The organism is Butyrivibrio sp. FC2001 (assembly GCF_000424125.1).
In the GTDB taxonomy this organism is placed as follows: Bacteria; Bacillota; Clostridia; order Lachnospirales; family Lachnospiraceae; genus Butyrivibrio.
In genome coordinates this window covers 876614-895042 of record NZ_KE384132.1, presented here as the reverse complement: position 1 = coordinate 895042, position 18429 = coordinate 876614, and the positions used below count along the sequence as shown (strand labels likewise).

The following is an 18429-nucleotide window of genomic DNA, read 5'->3' as shown; positions in this document are numbered from 1 at the left end:
GAATAAATAAAAAGTTCAAAAAAGCGCATCTTTTCTATTGATTTTTATTTATGGCTATCATATTATGAGTGTGCTGTAAATAACAAAATATGGTTAAGTGAAGAAATTCAGGGCAAAGCTACCGCAAGGTAGTGACGCAAAGCTAAAGGGTCTGTTCAATGGGGATAGACAGCCAGTTGCTGGTGCGCTTAGTAAAGGAAGCGCATCATTATTATTCTTTCTTTTGATGCAAAGCCTTGTTTGAACTCAAACGGGCTATTTTTTTGCCATAAAACAGGTTCAGCTGCTCTATAAACATAGTACGAGGGGACTATTTTGAAGCATTTATATGTGGGGATGAATTAAGGAGATTCATGGCACGTAAAGAACTTAGGAAATTAAACAGGAAAGAATTACTGCAGATGCTGGTTGAGTTTTCTGAAGAAGCAGAATCCATTAGAGCTCACGAAAAGGAGATGCAGAATCAGTTCGACAGGGAACGTGAACAGCTCCTTCAGCAGATGGCTGATGAGAGAGCAGAGCTTCTTGCAAAATTCGATGAAGAAAAGGCTGAGATGAGAAGCAAGTTCACGCAGCAGAAGGAACAACTGATCGCACAGCATGCAAGGGAGAAGACCGCTTATATGCAGCAGGCTGCTATAGAGAGAGCCAACCTCCTAAACGGCTTCAATGAAGAAAAGGCAGAAATGCGTGAGAAGTTCAATGAGCAGAAAGCCAAGGCAGAAGCTTTGTTCCAGAAGGATATCACGGGACTTAGGGCAAGGCATGAGCGTGAATTTAAGGGCTTCCATGCGAGACTGGAGAGAGAAAGAGATGCTCTTCACGCTGAAGAAGAAAAGAAGCTTATGCAGATCCAGGATGCAGGTACGCTTGCAGAGGCGATACTTTCCATAAACGGATTCTTTGAGGCTGCTCAGAAAGCGGCTATACAGTACGAGGAAACTGTTAAGAGGATAGAGGCTATGCGAATAGCCGAGGCTGAGCGCGGCTTTAAGCCGGAAGAAGAGGGTGAGGCTGAGGAAATGCTCAGAATCAAGGAACTCTCCGGCGGACTTAAGAAGGCAGCAGCCAAGAAGACAACCACCAAAAAGACAACCACCAAAAAGACAACCACCAAAAAGACAACAGCCAAAAAGAAGGCTGAGCCGGAAGAGACTGTTGAAGAAGAGAAGCCTGAAAATACAGTAGAGAACGTTGAAGAAGAGAAGTCTGAAAATACAACCGAGACTGTTGAAGAAAAAAAGCCTGTAAAGAGGACAAGAAAGACTTCAACAGCGAAGAAAACTAAGGAAACTACCACTGAGGAGAAGTCTACTGCAACTAAGAAACGCACAACAAGAAAGACAACCAAGAAGGCCGAAATAGATAGTACTGATACGGATAAAATGGAAACTGCCGCAGAAAGTTAAATGTTACATACATAAGAAACTATTGTTGTCAAGTACGGATTATGAATAGCTTAGTGCATAATTCGTATACATAGAAGTTTATAAAAATTTTATAATTAGTAAGCTACGCTTCGAATGTAATGTTCTTATGCGGTTAAGCACAGACAATTAGAGGGTCTGAAAATTATGGAAGATAAAAAGATTCCATCACAAGAAGCTCCAAATGAACAATTGAATAGACCGTCGCTTGAAGAACTGAGAACAGAGCTAAAACGAGAATACAGAAAGCACGACTACAAGAGAACACTCAGAAATACACTGGTGGTTATCGTGGTTGTGGCCGCTATCTCAGTGCTGGTATCAAGCTTTTTTATCACAGTGCTAAGAGTTACAGGTGACAGTATGACACCTACGCTTGAGACAGGACAGATTGTAATAGCTAATAACTATGCACAATTTGAGACGGGAGAGTTGATCGCGTTTTACTACAACAACAAGGTTCTGGTAAAGCGAGTAGTGGGATCTCCCGGTGACTGGATAAATATCGACGAAGCTGGAAAGGTTTATGTAAACGGCGTTGAGCTGGATGAGCCTTATATATCAGATCCGAGTCAGTATGCAGCCGGCATGGGAGAGGGCGACAAGGTTGAATTTCCGTATCAGGTTCCTGACAAGAGATATTTTGTTTTGGGAGACCACAGATCGGTTTCAATCGACTCCAGATCAACAACTGTAGGATGCGTATCCGCAGAACAGTTGATAGGAGCAGTATTTTTTAGGCTTTACCCTGTAAAAGATTTTGGGGGGATAGAGAGTAAAGCCAGCACCGGTACAGAAAGTATGGATGAACCGGAATTGCAGTAATTCGTTGGGCGGAGAAAAGGTAACAAGGGAAAGAATTGAAATGAGGAAATTGGACAACAATCGTATCGAGGGGTTTGTAAAAAAACACACTCACCTTAAAAGATGGATATCAGTAATGTTGGTTGTGGCTCTTTTAGTTACAACAGCAACAATGTATTCACTTAATAAGTCTGCGAACGCGTTATCAGACGAGGATGCTGAGGATGTTGGAATGGTCCTTAGCGGGAATGATAGCGATGATCTTGCAGCTGAAGGTGGGGATGAAGGAGATACAGACTCTGTACAGGATTCTGGAGATGCAGACAGTACTGATGGTGAAAGCACAGATAATGCTGACACAGATGAGGGGACTTCATCAGATGCTGATGTAAATGAAGATGGTAACTCAGATGTCACATCAGATGAGGATACAGATTCAACAGATAATTCAGAGACTGAATCTACAGATGGAACATCAGAAGGTGAGAATTCTGATGGCACAACAGACCTCGCAGATGCTTCTGATAATCAGACAACTGAAGATGGTGAGAACACAGATGCTCCTAACTCCAGTGAAGGGCTTAAGGACACCAATGATGTAGATCTTACACAGGATGTAGTTCTTACAGTTTCTTATGTGACTGAGGACAATGAGCAGATTGCTGATGAAAAGGAAATAAGTCTTTCCGAGAGCCTTGATTTTGAGACAGAGGCACCCAAGCAGGAGGGCTATGAGTTTAAGCAGGCTTCAATCGATGAAACTGTTATTTCTAAGATCGTAGCCAAGCAGGATGCCAATGGATATAAATATTACGAAGTAAACACAGCTGATGGAACAGCTTTAACTGTTAAAGAGAATAAGACAGTTGTACTTACATATTCACATGAGATTGTGGTTGACGGTGGTGTCAAGCTCACAGCCAAGTATGTGGATAAAGACGGTGCAGAGATAAAGGAAGCAGAAGATTTCGTTATTGCTGAGGAAACTGATCTTAAGCAGGGTGAATCAACAACTCTTGATGGATATTTCTATCTTGGAGCAACATATAACGATCAGAAGATCACAAAGATCACACCTGTCCTTGAGGACAGTTCAGAGGATTCTGAGAAGACAGAAGAAACTGAACAGGCTGAAGGAAGTGAACAGACTGAAGGAACTGAAAATAGAGAAAACAAGGTTGTTGTAAAAGAATATAAAGCTACAGTTACCGACAGTGAAGATATAACAATAAGTGAGGATTCTGATATTGTCTTCACATATGTTAAGGCTACAACAGAGACAAGCTTTAGCTACAGCGATGACAAGGTAATTGTTACAGCTGAGGCTACAGCTGAGGGAGTATTCCCTGAGGGAATTGAACTTAAGGTAACAGAGCTCAATTCACAGACAGAGAACTACAATTACGATGCATACCTGAATGCACTTAATGATAACGCTGATGCAATTGCTAAGGATGCAGGAAAGGATGAATCCTGCCAGTATAGCGAAAGCAATACAATTCTGTATGATATTGCTTTCATGTATGAAGGCAAGGAGATTCAGCCTAAGGAAGGCTTGGTAAACGTAAGTATTCAGTTTAAGGAGAACCAGTTATCTGATAGCCTTTCAGCTTCTCAGGAAGATATTTCTGTAGTTCATATGCCTATTAAAGATGAGGTAAAGGAAGCAAACTCAATCGAAAGCACGGAGGAAGCTAAGGAGATTACTTCTGAGGATATCGAGGTTAAGACACTTACCGAGGCAACTGCTGAGGTTGGTGATGATGAGAAGGTAGAATTCAGCGAGGACAACTTCTCAATATATGCAGTTATTGCATATCAGAACCATACACCCGGAACAGATACATTCAAATCAGTTCTTGGTGATGCTGTAAACTTTGGACTTACAACATACCAGATTTTTGTAAATGAGTCTGAGACAAACTTTGCAGCAAAGGTAGTATATGCTAATGCCCAGACCGGTAATGATATGACAAACAGTGTTGAGCAGACATTTATAGCTGCAAGCATTATCGGTAACTTCAATCTTAAGGGTGAAAAAGCATATTTCATGGTTCCTGAACAGTACAAGAATAATGTAGGTCATGAAAAGGGTGCTGAGTATATTAAGCTCGATACAACCCATACACAGGCAGATCTTGAAAATACTGTTGAAGGAATGATGACATACGTAAGAAATGCTTCAGCAGATCTTGCAACCCGTACTGCTAATGCGTCAATTGTTAAGGATGCTAATCGCAATGAAAGATATTATGTCGACACTACTTCATATGCTGCAGGAACATATTATGTAACTGTTTCTGAGAGCGACCTTGCTAATATCGGTGCAGCAGAGAAGTTAACAATTAAGAAGAATCCTGATCAGACCATTGTATTTAATGTAATGCCCTCAGGCGAAATCAAATTACACAAATTCATGGTTGAAACAAATGGTGAAACAGTTGGATCAGACACACTTGCAGGAAGAAAAGAGGATTCAATTGCAAGAACTATTATATGGAACTTCCCTAATGCCAGCACAGTACGTAGTTCTGATGGCGTAGTAGGTGTTTTCATATCAGGTCAGCAGTATGCTTCATGGGAAAATGATAGTACATCAGCAGGATGGATATCCTTCCCCAGCATTAAAATAACCAGCGAGTTCCACAATACATATGATGAAGTTCAGCAGATAAGTGGAACTGCTCAGTTCCAGACCTATAAGAATGTAGATGGTCAGGCATCAACTGTTAAAGGATTTGGATTTACACTTTATAAAAAGGATTCCAATGGTACAAATGGATGGACAGAAGTAGAAACTGTCAAGAACGATGAAGATCCACACGTAGTTACCTTTAATCCTATAACATTTGGTAATGAAGCTGATAAGAAAAATCGTTCAAATTATCAGTACACAACAATTGGTGAAGGACAGAGTACAGACTTTGTTTATAAGATAGCTGAGACACAGGGTTCAGCTGATGATTCTGCTAAGGCTTATTCAGCTGATAGAACAATTTATTACGCAAAAGTAACGGTTACCTGCCAGAAGCTGAATGAATATACTAACACGATGTACTACCGCGTAAGTGCACCTTCATATTACACAGATGAGAATTGCACTAATGCAGTAAACGGAATTCCAACATTTAATAATACTACTTCAAGAGGAAGTGTCGGATTGATTCTTCATAAGTACCTGAATGGAGGAGATCCGGGCAACAATAAGTTCAAGTTTACTGTAAAAGTTGTAAAGAGCAATGGAAGCGTCGAGACATTGACAGATAGCCTTGAGAACGACGGCTCTACAATACAGTTTACCTTTGATTATAATAACAACTACATTTATGACGGGTGCATATACTTTGCTATCAGTGAGAATGATGTAGCTGATTCTTCAATAACAAAGGATGAGGACTACATTATTGCCAGGGTTGAGAATCCCGGTACCGAGAATCAGAAGGTTGTTTACTTTAAATACAACCACGAGTCTGAGAGTGCATTCATTAAACAGTTAAAGAATAACTATATTACATCAGGCAACACAAATACATTAAGAAATAATGTAACTAAGCATATGGCGAATGCGCTGAGTGATGAGAATACTGCTTTTTACAATACTGGTTCAGGCCTTCTCAGAATCCACAAGATGGTTGTTAACGACTTCGGTTCTGAGTTTGTAAGAAATAAGACTAATGCAGCTTTACTGCAGACTATCAGATTCCGTATCACTAATGTGGATACAGGAAGTTATATCGTCTTTAAGGGATTTGTTGATACAGCAAACAGAGACAGAACTTCAGGTGAGGAAGCAGCTACTGAGTATCCTTCGGGGAATGTATATAAAGTAACTTATAACAACAATGCTCAGTGGACAATTTCAGGACTTCCTGCAGGTACCTACCAGGTAGAAGAGGTTGCAGATGGTTTGACTCTTGGCTATGACTATAGTTCAAATAGCAGTTATGTCATTACAACCAATAACCTTTCAAGAGTTACAAAATATGATGTTACGGTTGACTCTAATAACGGCGTAGATGGTTATGGTACAGGTGGTCAAAACTTAAGAAAAGTATATTCAATTGACTTGAAGAACCATTATGACGTAGCACCTGAAGCCCATGTAGGCGGTGATATTGAGACAGTTCAGGTCTGCAACTATTACAGCATACCTGTTGGCCCGATTACGATTACCAAGAACTTTACTGGTGGTGCATGGGATAGCAGTAAGGCGTTCACATTCAAGATAGAGGCTGCCGGATATAAAGCTTGGGATACTGCTAATAAATCAGTAAAGCTTGAGTCACAGCCGATGCCTGAAAACACGACAATTACAATTGTAGGAGATGGTAATAATACCAGAATTGCTGATTTTGGTTCTGTTCCATTCAGATTTGAAGGTGATTATACATACAGAATAACTGAGGTCGCAGGTGATACCAAGGGTATTAAGTATGACTCTGCTGTATATACTGTAGAGATTCAGGTTCGTAAAAAGTATACACAGTTTAACAAGACCTATAATGGCGATAACATGGCCAACCCGGAGAAGTATTCTAAACATAATCTGCATACTGTACACGAAGATTTCTTCTATCTGGGTGCGGACATCTATTATAGAGATCAGAAGGGTAAGACACTTGCTGTTTGCAGACTGACACTTCCTGAGAATCTGGATACATTTGAAAATGCAAAATACATCTTTAATGCTGAATATATTTCAGGAAAAATTACAGATGTTGTATTTAATAATGTGCTTGCTGGAGAACTGACTATAAGCAAGGTTTGGCTTGATCCGACAGGACAGGACAACTCAAAGGATCGCACTAGTCTGGATGTTTACATTTATCAGAGAATTTCAGGCGGTGAATGGAAGCAATATGGAACAGCATATCAGCTGACAGCAGATAACTCATGGACGCTTACATTAGAAGATATTCCTCTTCTTGATGAGAATGGCAACAAGTATGAATACTGTGTGAAAGAGGATGAAAAGTACTTAAGAGATTATTCTGTTACATACAAATACGGTACTACAGAGTACCATGCACTGAATGGTGATGGAATGCCGAAGTATACTATGTCTGCTGATGCGAATAACAACTATGGAACAGTTACTATCACTAACCAGTATGTATCGGGATATGCGCTTCCTTCCACAGGTGGAACTGGAAAGCTGCCATATGTAATAGTCGGACTGGTAATGCTTCTTATCGGAGCATGTGGAATCTTCTATGTAAAGAGAAGAAAAGAAGAATAATAAGGTTTAAGATGCCTAAGGCATTTTAAAAAGTGCTCATTTGCACGACATAAAGTTACAAAGCAACAAAAAACGTCTAAAACAGACAAGATTCAAACAAAAGGAGAGAGGTTTACATGAAAGGACTCAAGAAATTTTTAACTGGAATCCTTGCTGGTGCTATGGCGATGTCCATTACATTTACAGCAGGAACCGCAATGACAGCTAAGGCTGCAGACATCACTATCAACAGCGCTGCTAATAGTGATGCAAATAAGAAAGAGGCTTCAACAGCACAGACATATACCTGGTATAAGATTTTATCTGCTGATGCTAGCGCGGGTGCTTCACTTAATAGTGAAACTAATGAAGTTGCATCCGGTACAGTTGTTTACTACACTGACACAGAAGATCGTGCTAAGGCACTTAAATCCACAGGGTATTTTGATTACACACTCGCAAGCGATGGAAGATATAATGTGTATGCCACATATGAAGATGCAAATAAGCCTAGTGGAGAGGAACTTGCAGCGGCATTTGATAAAATAAAGGACAACTTTGAATCAGGTACGGTTAATGCGGCAGAAGGTGGAGCAACATCTCTTGGTGTTGATGGTAATGGCTATTATCTTGTTACATCAAGCCTTGGTTCAAAAATGATAGCGCTGACAATTGGAAGTGCAAATGTAAGTATTACAGAGAAGAACACATATCCTACAGTTGATAAGAAACAGGGTGCAACAGCAGGTACTTATGCAGACAATGATTTAACAGTTAAGGTTGGAGATACTGTTTACTATCAGATTGAGGTAGTTATTCCTGCAGCTACATCTAAGGCAATAGAGGTTAGAGATACCATGTCTTCAGGTCTTAGATATAATAACGATGCAGTAGTAACAGGTTATGAAGGAACTCCTGTAAGTGAACTTAAGGGTGCAACTTTCGGATTTAGCTTTGCACCTAATTCCGGACTAGCTGCAACAGCAACTATTACTTTCTCAGCTACAATTACTGCAGATGCAATTCTTGATACAGCAAAGAACAATAAGGTAGACCTTGATTATGATCAGTATCATCAGGAAGATACTGTATACTACCACACTTACAGAGCGGTTGTTTATAAGCACGATAACACAGGTAAGGCTCTCGAAGGTGTTAAGTTTGAATTAAGAGATGCTTCTGGCAACCCTGTCAAGGTCTCTAAAGATACTGCTAACAATTGCTATTATTTGGATGCAAATAGTACGTCTGCTGAACTTGTTACAGATAAAGATGGTTTTATTGTTATAAGAGGTATTACTAATATAGAAAATACTTATAAGGTTTACGAGACAGAGACATTACCTGGCTATAATCTTCCTGCTGATAATGCAAGAACAAATACTTTAGTTCCTGTAGAGGACGACGGAAATGCTTTTACTCCTAGTGCAGATGGTCAGGGAGTAGTTTCTATTGAGAATAATTCTGGTGCAGTTCTTCCTTCAACAGGTGGAATTGGTACAACAATCTTCTACATCATTGGTGGACTTCTTATCGTAGCTGCAGTTGTATTCTTCGTAGTTCGCAGAAAGAACGACGCTGAGTAATTGACTTTTTGGCAAATAATTAGTTTTTTTACAGGTAGAGATTTAAAAAAATATATTTTACTGAAAAATGAATCTTGTTTCTGTAGACAATATATATAGAAACATGCTGGGGTTCTGGGGCGGACTCATCCGTTCGCCTCGGAACACAGATTTTCAGGGAATCAGATTTGGGAAGATAAACGTACTTACATTTAATGGATGGATAGTAGAATGAAGAGTAAGGGATTTGCAAAGCAATTGCCAAACCTCATATTTGCAGCCGTTTTCTTTGTGGGCCTTGGTATTTTTCTGTATCCGTCTGTAAGTAACTATATAAATACCAAGAATCAGAGTAGAACAGTAACAGATTACGAAGACTTAATGTCTACTTTAACTGAGGAAGATTACAATACATATTGGCAAACTGCTCAGGAATATAATGACAAACTTAAAGAGAGAGGAATGAATTTTAACCTCTCAGATGAAGAACTTGCTGAATATCATTCAGTGCTTGATCCCACCGGAACCGGAGTAATGGGACATATTGAGATTGAGAAGCTCGGCGTTGACCTGCCGGTTTATCATGATGTAACAGAATCTGTTTTGCAGGTTGGAATAGGTCATATACCTGGATCATCGCTTCCTGCCGGTACAACCGGTTCACATGCGATTTTATCAGGACACAGAGGACTTCCGTCCGCTAAGCTCTTTTCAGAGCTTGATCAAATGATAGAAGGGGATACATTCCTCTTACATATAATGAATCAGACCTTCGCGTATCAGGTTGATAATATACAGATTGTTCTTCCTGAGGAGACACAGGGACTGACGATTTATCCTGACCAAGACTATGTCACGCTGGTGACGTGTACACCCTATGGCGTTAACACTCACAGAATGCTCGTTAGGGGCAGGCGTGTTGATTATAATGAAGAAACCAGACTTATAGTTCCTGCTGATGCAACTAAGTTTAATAATCTTGTAGTTGCTCCGTTTATTGCAGGACCGATCATATTAGTTCTGTTTATTTGGTTTGTTGCAAGTACATCAGACCGAGGGAAGAAGAAAAAGTCTGCGACAGTAGATGATCTGCGCAGACCATCGAGGTAAGTTTTATGAAGATTTTTGAAAAGGCAAAGAAATGGATTATGGGTGGAGCCATGGCTGGACTTTTATCAGTCTTGCTGATTCCTGCTACAGCCAGTGCCACAACATCAGACAGCTATGCTTCTGGTAAGATTGACATGAGCAAGGATGCTACATTGTCAGTTTACTATTACTTTGACGGCAATGAAGAGCTGCCCGAGTATGGCAAAATGGCTGGAGTAAATGTAAAAGTTTACAAGATGGCTTCAATATCCGAGAACGGAGAATTTACATTGGTAGCTCCGTTTGATCAGTTGGATGCAGAGATTAAGGATATGTATTCCATAGCAGACCAGGATGTCTGGAACGGCATTGTTACCAAGGCAACAATCCTTGTAAATGAGAATGGTGTTCAGCCCAGCTATACAGGAACATCTGATGCCGAAGGCTTTGCAAGACTTGGAACCGTTGATAAGGGACTTTATCTTGGAATCAATGAGCCAGTTGTTATCGATGATATTCAGTACAAATACTGGGATTTCCTTTCAGTAGTTCCTGGTCCTAATAACCTTGAAGAAAATCAGGGTAACGATTGGGACGGAACCTGGTCAAATGCATATTATGATGTAGTTGCTATTCCCAAGAGAGAAGCAATAAAGCTCGAGGGAGATCCTGAAGAGTTTGAGGTATATAAGCAGTGGGTTGATAATGGCTCTGCTGACAGACCTTCATCAATTGATGTAAAGATCTACTGTGATGGATCACTTTTAGAGACAGTTACACTTTCAAGCACAAATAACTGGCAGTACAAGTGGAAATCTGAAAAGGGACATACCTTCTCAGTAGAAGAGGTTATGAACTCAGATAAGTACACACCAAATATTTCAAGGAATGAAAATACATTCATCGTAGTAAATACCAAAAATCCTGAGACACCGGATGAACCTGATGAACCCGACAAGCCGGATAAGCCGAAGAATCCTAAGAATCCCGACAACCCGGATAATCCGGATTCACCCGATACACCGGATAAGCCCGACAAGCCGTCTAATGATTCAGCTTCAGATGATGGCGGAGTACTTGGCGCGATCAGAAAGGTTGCGGAAGAGCTTCCTGCAGTATTGGGTGCAAGAAGACTTCCTCAGACAGGTCAGCTTTGGTGGCCTATTCCGATACTTGCTATTGTTGGAATAATTCTTATATTCCTTGGCTTTAGAAGTGAGAGAAAAAGAAAATAATTATCATATTGTCAGCATAGCTGACGGTGGGGCGACAGGTAGATTAAAGTGAAATAGTGGGGCTTACTTTCATATATATAAAGGTGGGCTTAACATGAAAATAATCACAAAAGGTAGGATAATGATTCTGCTGGGATTCATCTGCATAGGGATTGCCGCAAATATCGTGGTACATAACCAGCAGGAGGATCTGGCAGCAGGAGTGAGCGCAGCAGGACTCCTTGAGGGAGTTGAAGCGCAGATTACCAATACTCCAATAGAGATGAATCCGACAGGGGATATGAAATCCGTTGATGTTAACGGTCAGTCTTTTGTTGGAATAATAACAATACCTGCTATTGATATCAGACTTCCGATCCAGACAGAGTGGTCTTCTACAAATGCGAAGACTTCACCCTGCCGCTATAAGGGATCTGTTTATGAAAATGATCTGATTGTGGCAGGCCACAATTATACGAGGCATTTTGGTAATCTCAAGAACCTTATTGCAGGAGACACCATTATTGTGACCGATATCGATGGACGCCAGTATTATTACGAGGTTACTTACATCGAAGAAATTGGTACCTATGAGGTCGATAAAATGGACGAGGGTGAATGGGACTTTACAGTATTTACCTGTACCATTGGCGGTGCAAGCCGTGTGACAGTACGCTGCGATTTCGTTAAGATGGTTGCTCCCGGATCAGGAGATTCGGTGACCAAGGAAATCGAGAACGCGGTTTCAGGCGATTAAAATAGAAAAATATAATAAAAAAGTTTTACATATGTTCCGGTTTGGGCTTTGGCTCAGGCCGGAATTTTTATTGTGAGAAAATTGTGGTATCATATTAATTGATGCATATAAAGCTTTTAAATTTTTTCTTGAAAGGAAATTTATAATAATGGCACTTGAAAAGTTAGAACCAAAAGAAGTATTTAAATGGTTTGAGGAAATCTGTAATATTCCTCATGGCTCTAAGAATGTAAAGAAGATTAGCAATTTCCTTGTGAAATTCGCAAAGGACAGAGATCTCTATGTGAGACAGGACAAAGCCCTGAACGTGATCATCAAAAAGCCCGGAACTAAGGGCTATGAGGATCATGAGCCTGTTATCCTGCAGGGACACATGGACATGGTGGCTGTATGTGAAAAGGACGCCAAGATCAACATGGAGAAGGATCCTCTTAAGCTGCAGACAGACGGAGAGTATATCTGGGCAGATAAGACCAGCCTTGGTGGCGATGACGGAATTGCTGTAGCTTATGCTCTGGCACTTCTTGACAGCAATAAGATACCGCATCCTCCGCTTGAAGTTATCATTACTACTGACGAAGAGGTTGGTATGGATGGCGCTGTAGCCATTAAGTGTGATGATATCGAGGGTAAGAGACTCATTAATATTGATAATGAGGAAGAGGGTACACTTATAGTAAGCTGCGCCGGTGGTGCACGCTTCCATGGATACCTTCCTATTACCAGAGAAAATAAGAGTGGTATCAAGGTTAAGATTCACGTTAAGGGTCTTTTAGGAGGCCACTCCGGTGAGATGATAGTCAAGGGCAGAGGAAATGCCAATGTTATCATGGGCAGACTCCTTCTTGAGATCACAGATGCCCTTGAGGTTGGTATCATAAGTCTTAACGGTGGCGTTGCTGACAATGCCATTGCTACTGACTGCGAGGCAGAGCTTTTGCTCATGGGACTTGCATCACAGATGCACGGCAACATAAAGGGACCTAATGTATCATTCTTCTCACTCTTTGGAAAGCTTTCTTCAATTGCATATAAGGTTGAAGATGAGCTGAAGAAGGAACTGGGCGTAAAGGATCCCGGACTTTCAATTGTTGTTGAGGAGGTTGTTGATACAAGCCTTCCTCCGGAAGAAACAGATGTGTCCAACATGGCTTCAGTTAACCTTGATTCAAGTGTTGACGCCTTTACAGAGAACCACGAGAAGAGACAGGTTATATCAGGCGTAATTCCCTGTGCTGAGGTTATAGAGCTGGCAAGATGTATCTGTGCTATGCCTTATGGCCCGCAGGCTATGAGCGCTTCTATAGAGGGACTTGTAGAGACATCACTGAACCTTGGAATCTTGAAAATCGTTAACAGTAACATAGGAGCTATCGAAGGAAAAGAGGCTGCAAGCCAGAGCTCAGGCACGGTTGAAGAGGCATTCCTTCTTGATTACTCCGTAAGAAGCTCCATTAAATCTGCTAAGGAAACACTCCTTCGCAAGCTGGAGATCATCATCGAGGGATTTGGCGGTATTCATGAGACTACCGGAGAATATCCCGGATGGGCTTATGCTGAGGAATCACCCCTTAGAGATAAGATGGCAGAGGTATTTAAGAGACTCTATAATAAGGATATAAAAATCGAAGCTATACACGCAGGACTTGAATGTGGACTTTTCTCTGAAAAGATCAAGGACCTTGACTGTGTATCCTTCGGACCTGACATGCAGGATATTCATTCTACAGGAGAGAAGCTTAGTGTTGCTTCTACAAAGAGAACCTGGGAATACTTATGTGAAGTTCTTAAAGAGCTTTGATAAAAAGACAGCTTAAAATATTTAAACAACCCTTCATGAATTTTCATCAAAACCTTGACATTTTGATGAAAATGATAAATGAAGGGTTATTTTTTTGCCTGAAAAGGGATATGCATAAAATGGTGTATTTGTCAAGTACGGAATATGCACAGATCTGTGCATATTCCGTTGAAACGCAGTAATAGAAACGCTTTATAATGGTCTATGTATTTTTGCATTTCCATGCAAAATTATTACATTTAGGAGGGATAAGTATGAAGAAAGGTTTTGTAAGGAAGCTTACAGCCGTACTGGCTATAGCTTTACTTTCATCGACCATTACTTCCGACTATAACAGTCTCGGAGTAAGAGCGGAGGTCGATGAAACACCAGCAATCGAAGCACAGGTTGGGGATTTGCCTGCTGATGAGAAAGCTGAAGACATCGAGAAGAATTTAACAGATTCAGCAGATGTGGCTGATCAGGAAGTAAAGGATGAGGAAAAGGCTGAAGGGGATGTTGAACAGCCTGCAGATCCGACAGAAGATTCAACTGAACAGAAGGACGATACATCAGATGAGCCTGCTGTTGAAGCACCTGCAGCTCCTGCAGAAGAACAGCCTGCAGAGGATGTAAAGGAAGATAAAGCAGCAGAAGATGTTGCTGACAATCTGGATAACACTGATGTTGATAAGGCTGCAGAGCAGAATGACGCCGATAAGGCAGCTGCTCCTGAGGAAGAAGACAGTGCAGATAAGGTAGAAAAGAATGCCGATGCAGCTGTTCCTTCTGATGGAAATGCAGGTGATCCTATGGATACAGAGCCTGAAGTTAGTGATGGCGATGCCAATACACCTGCCGCAGGGGATGCTGCTGAGCCTGAAACTAATGAGATTTCCATAACATATAGCGCAAGTGCTGGTGGAAATGTCTCTATGCTAGGCCGTTGGGTACGTAGTTACACTTTTAAGTTAACGAAACCCGAGGTAGCAACTGCTAATCCTTATAGTGGATATTATTTATATAACTGGACCGACAAGGATGGAAATGTAGTATGTACCACAAAGAATTTTAAGGCTACAGGTGATCTGTTCGTAGACGGTGCAGAATATACAGCAAATTTCCGTAAGATTGATACAAAGGAATTTGCATTCTATATCCTTAAGCCCGGTCAGAAGCTGCTCCAGCCTCAGCCGAAGGATAAGCATAGTGATGAAAAGGTATACTATAGCCCTGATGGCGTTGAATGGCTTGGAACAATCAAGACTCCTCTTGCCAGCTTAGTTGATGATGAAAAGAAGAATAACTATTATTCTTTCTATAATGAAGAGGAGAAAGAATATAAGAACCTTGATGGAACATATTCAACACTTGTAAGAGATAACGTTGATTATGAAAACACACCTTCTTCAACTATTGAATCCATAAATAAATATCTTGCAAAAACATATCCTACAATCGAGAACACAGAAGTACTCACAGAGAAGAACGTGGTTTGGTATGTATACAAGCTTGAGGTTGATGGCTATCACATCGACGGATATGTTTCCGCAAGAGTAACATATAACTCCAATTATCCTGCAGACTGCGATAAGGAAAATGCTTCACCTGTAGTACGCGGAATGAGAGTTAATAACACAAAGTACAGTGTAGAAGATATTAAGTTTGACGCTCCTGAAGGATATTTCTTCGACGGATGGTATATGACACCTGATTGCAAGGGTGAGAGAATTGATGTCGGACACACTTACGATAACATTACATATAATGTAAATCTCTATGCAAAGTGGGTTAAGAGAACTAAGATCAAGATTGCTATCACTCCTGATACAGATGGACAGGGACCTATCACAAGAGTTTATTACAACGGTACAGAGCAGACTGCTAACATGAACGTTCATATCACTACTGTGGTTGAGAAGAATAAGCCTGAAAAGAATGAGTCAGGGGAATCAGATGAAGATGCAAGATCTGGAATTATTCCTCCTCAGACCATCTCAGTTGATATAGGCGCAGAGAACCCTATCGATGTTACTGTAAGCGGACTTAAGGTTACAGGCGGTAGAGGTACTGATGTTGTAGATGAAGAACATCAGAAGATTGATGAAAACGGTGAGCGTTACTATCCTATTATTCTTGATATGAGCGGTGTAACAGCAAATGTTGATGGTGTAGAAGGAAACATTAAAGATTGGTTCTCATTTGAGACTGAGGTAGACCTTAATGGCAATTCTACAACCAAGACAACAGTTGATACAGAGAAAAATGCTGATGGTGATACAGCAGATACTAAGGAAATTGGTCGACTTTACGTTATGCCCAGAAAGGTAGAACTTGTTTCTGCATCTGCCGAGAAGGTTTATGACGGATCACCTCTTACAGCAGAGACCGTTACAGAGAACGGCATCGCTGATCCTGGCAAGGACAATGGCGGATTTGTTGGAACTGATGGAGTAGAGAAATATAGCAATTTCGCATCTCAGACTGAAGTAGGAGAAAGGGAGAATACCTTTGATTATCAGCTGAACAGCACAACAAAGCTTTCAAACTACGAGATCCAGCAGAGATACGGAACACTTAAGGTTACATCATCTACAGAGGGCAATCCTCCGGAAGATCCTAAGGACCCTGAGAATCCGCCTAAGAAGAATAAGAAGAAAAATAACAAGAAGACAGAGTCACCTAAGAAAAACGATGATAACGGTGGCAACAACGATCAGGTAAGCAATAACACACCTAACCCTGAGGCTCCTGCAGTTCTTGGAGCTATGAGACCGCTCAATGGTACAAACGAAGAGCCTGCAGTTCTTGGCGCTGCAAGAAGTGCTAACACTGAGGATACAACCAATACTGCAAGAGTATTTGTACTTATGGGTGCAGCTGCTGCTATAGCTATCCTGCTTATCATCAGCAGAAAGAAAAAGGAAGAATAATAATTCTTTCAATATGAGATTATTAAAGAGCGTCACTTTGGTGGCGCTCTTTTCTTTATAGCGATATAATATAAACAGGAAAAAGTATTTGTTCAGAGGGGAGTGAGTTTTATGCACAGAGAAAGTGGAATTCTTATGCCGGTGTTTTCGCTGGCTTCTAAATTCGGAATCGGATGTTTTTCAAGAGAAGCTTATGAGTTTGTGGACTTTTTGGAGAAGTCCTATCAGGGATACTGGCAGATGCTGCCAATTGGTCCTACAGGCTTTGGCAATTCACCTTATCAGCCTGTTTCTGCATTTGCAGGAAACCCCTACTTCATTTCTCCTGAGAAACTAATAGAAGAGGGACTGCTCACCTGGGATGAGGTAAATGGTGTCGACTTTGGGAACGACATAGAGAAGGTTGATTACGGCAAGATGTATGAGAACCGCACACTTATTCTTAAGAAGGCCTACGTGAGATTTTCTGAACAGGAAAAGACAAAGGAATATAAGACATTCCTTAAGGATAATGAATACTGGCTTGAGGACTATGCACTCTACATTACGATAAAGGCCATGGAAGAAGGAAAATCCTGGCTTGAATGGCCTGAAAGCCTGAGAAAAAGGGAAACAAAGGCTCTTGATAAGGTTAGGAAAGAGCATAAGGAAGATATTGAATTTATCTACTTCGAGCAGTTTAAATTCGAAGAGCAGTGGGAAAAGCTTCATGAATACGCACTGGAGCATAAGGTTAAGATAATAGGAGACCTGCCGTTTTATGTTGCGATGGACAGCAGTGACACCTGGGCTCATCCTGAAGCCTTTCAGATGGATAAGGACTTAAAGCCCAAGGCTGTGGCAGCATGTCCTCCGGATGCCTTTTCACCTACGGGACAGCTCTGGGGCAATCCTGTATACGACTGGGATGCTTTGAAGAAGGATGGATATTCATGGTGGGTAAAGAGAATTCAGAGAAATTACCAGTGGTTTGATGTGATCAGAATCGACCATTTCCATGGTTTTGCAGAATATTATGAGGTTCCCTTCGGAGAGGAGACTGCAGTAAACGGCAAACAGATGAAGGGACCCGGAATGGACCTTTTCAATGCTCTGGAGAAAAAGCTTGGAAAGCTTAACATGATAGCGGAGGATCTTGGAACCACCACAGAGGAAAATATGAAGCTGTTGGAGGATTCAGGGTTCCCCGGAATGAAGGTCTTGCAGTACGGCTTTACAAGCTGGGACAGCATCTATGTAAATCACAGGCATATAAGAAACTGTGTTGTTTACACAGGAACCCATGATAATACGCCGACCTTCGCATGGGTACAGGAGATAAGTGAAGGGGAGAGAACCTTTACAAGAAGATACGTAAATTCCATGAACACCGACTATGGTGCATTTGTGTGGGATATAATAAGAGAAGCATACAGATCTGTAGCTGATCTGTGTATCGTTCCTCTTCAGGATTATCTCTGCAAGGGAAGGGAAGCAAGAATAAACACTCCCGGAACCTCAGAAGGCAACTGGCAGTGGAGATTAACTCCCAACTTTCTGTCTGAGGACCTTGCAAACAGTATAAAACTCATGACAGAAACCTATAGCAGAGTACCGATTGCCAAGGAAGAGCCAAAGAAAGCGACAAAGAAATAAAAAGAGA

General features: G+C 41.1%; 10 protein-coding genes and 1 riboswitch. All 10 genes read left to right on the top strand.

Features of this window, described 5'->3' with window-relative positions:
- Positions 1-101 precede the first annotated feature (101 nt).
- Positions 102-184, top strand: a riboswitch (cyclic di-GMP riboswitch).
- A 169-nt stretch (positions 185-353) separates the two neighbouring features.
- A complete protein-coding gene (locus G601_RS26550; protein WP_026666102.1) occupies positions 354-1409 on the top strand; it encodes a hypothetical protein in 1056 nt (351 codons plus the stop codon).
- Positions 1410-1574: 165 nt separating this feature from the next.
- Entirely contained in the window at positions 1575-2252 is a 678-nt protein-coding gene (lepB, locus tag G601_RS23965) for a signal peptidase I (RefSeq protein WP_051205995.1), read from the top strand.
- 40 nt (positions 2253-2292) lie between these two features.
- Positions 2293-7470, top strand: a complete 5178-nt coding sequence (locus G601_RS0117545) for a Spy0128 family protein (RefSeq protein WP_196808911.1) — start codon at positions 2293-2295, stop codon at positions 7468-7470.
- A gap of 116 nt (positions 7471-7586) precedes the next feature.
- A complete protein-coding gene (locus G601_RS0117540; RefSeq protein WP_026666100.1) occupies positions 7587-9035 on the top strand; it encodes an isopeptide-forming domain-containing fimbrial protein in 1449 nt (482 codons plus the stop codon).
- 198 nt (positions 9036-9233) lie between these two features.
- Positions 9234-10124, top strand: a complete 891-nt coding sequence (locus tag G601_RS23960; RefSeq protein WP_035790868.1) for a class C sortase — start codon at positions 9234-9236, stop codon at positions 10122-10124.
- Positions 10125-10129: 5 nt separating this feature from the next.
- Positions 10130-11338: a Cna B-type domain-containing protein gene (locus tag G601_RS25395; RefSeq protein ID WP_026666099.1), complete on the top strand. Its 1209-nt coding sequence runs from the start codon at positions 10130-10132 to the stop codon at positions 11336-11338.
- A 94-nt stretch (positions 11339-11432) separates the two neighbouring features.
- Entirely contained in the window at positions 11433-12074 is a 642-nt protein-coding gene (locus G601_RS25390) for a sortase (protein ID WP_051200587.1), read from the top strand.
- 148 nt (positions 12075-12222) lie between these two features.
- Complete coding sequence (locus G601_RS0117515) at positions 12223-13875, top strand: aminoacyl-histidine dipeptidase (RefSeq protein ID WP_026666098.1); 1653 nt, start codon at positions 12223-12225, stop codon at positions 13873-13875.
- 254 nt (positions 13876-14129) lie between these two features.
- Complete coding sequence (locus tag G601_RS0117510; RefSeq protein ID WP_026666097.1) at positions 14130-16787, top strand: hypothetical protein; 2658 nt, start codon at positions 14130-14132, stop codon at positions 16785-16787.
- A 111-nt stretch (positions 16788-16898) separates the two neighbouring features.
- On the top strand, positions 16899-18422 hold the full coding sequence (gene malQ, locus G601_RS23945; protein ID WP_035790867.1) for a 4-alpha-glucanotransferase: 1524 nt from the start codon (positions 16899-16901) through the stop codon (positions 18420-18422).
- Positions 18423-18429: the final 7 nt, after the last annotated feature.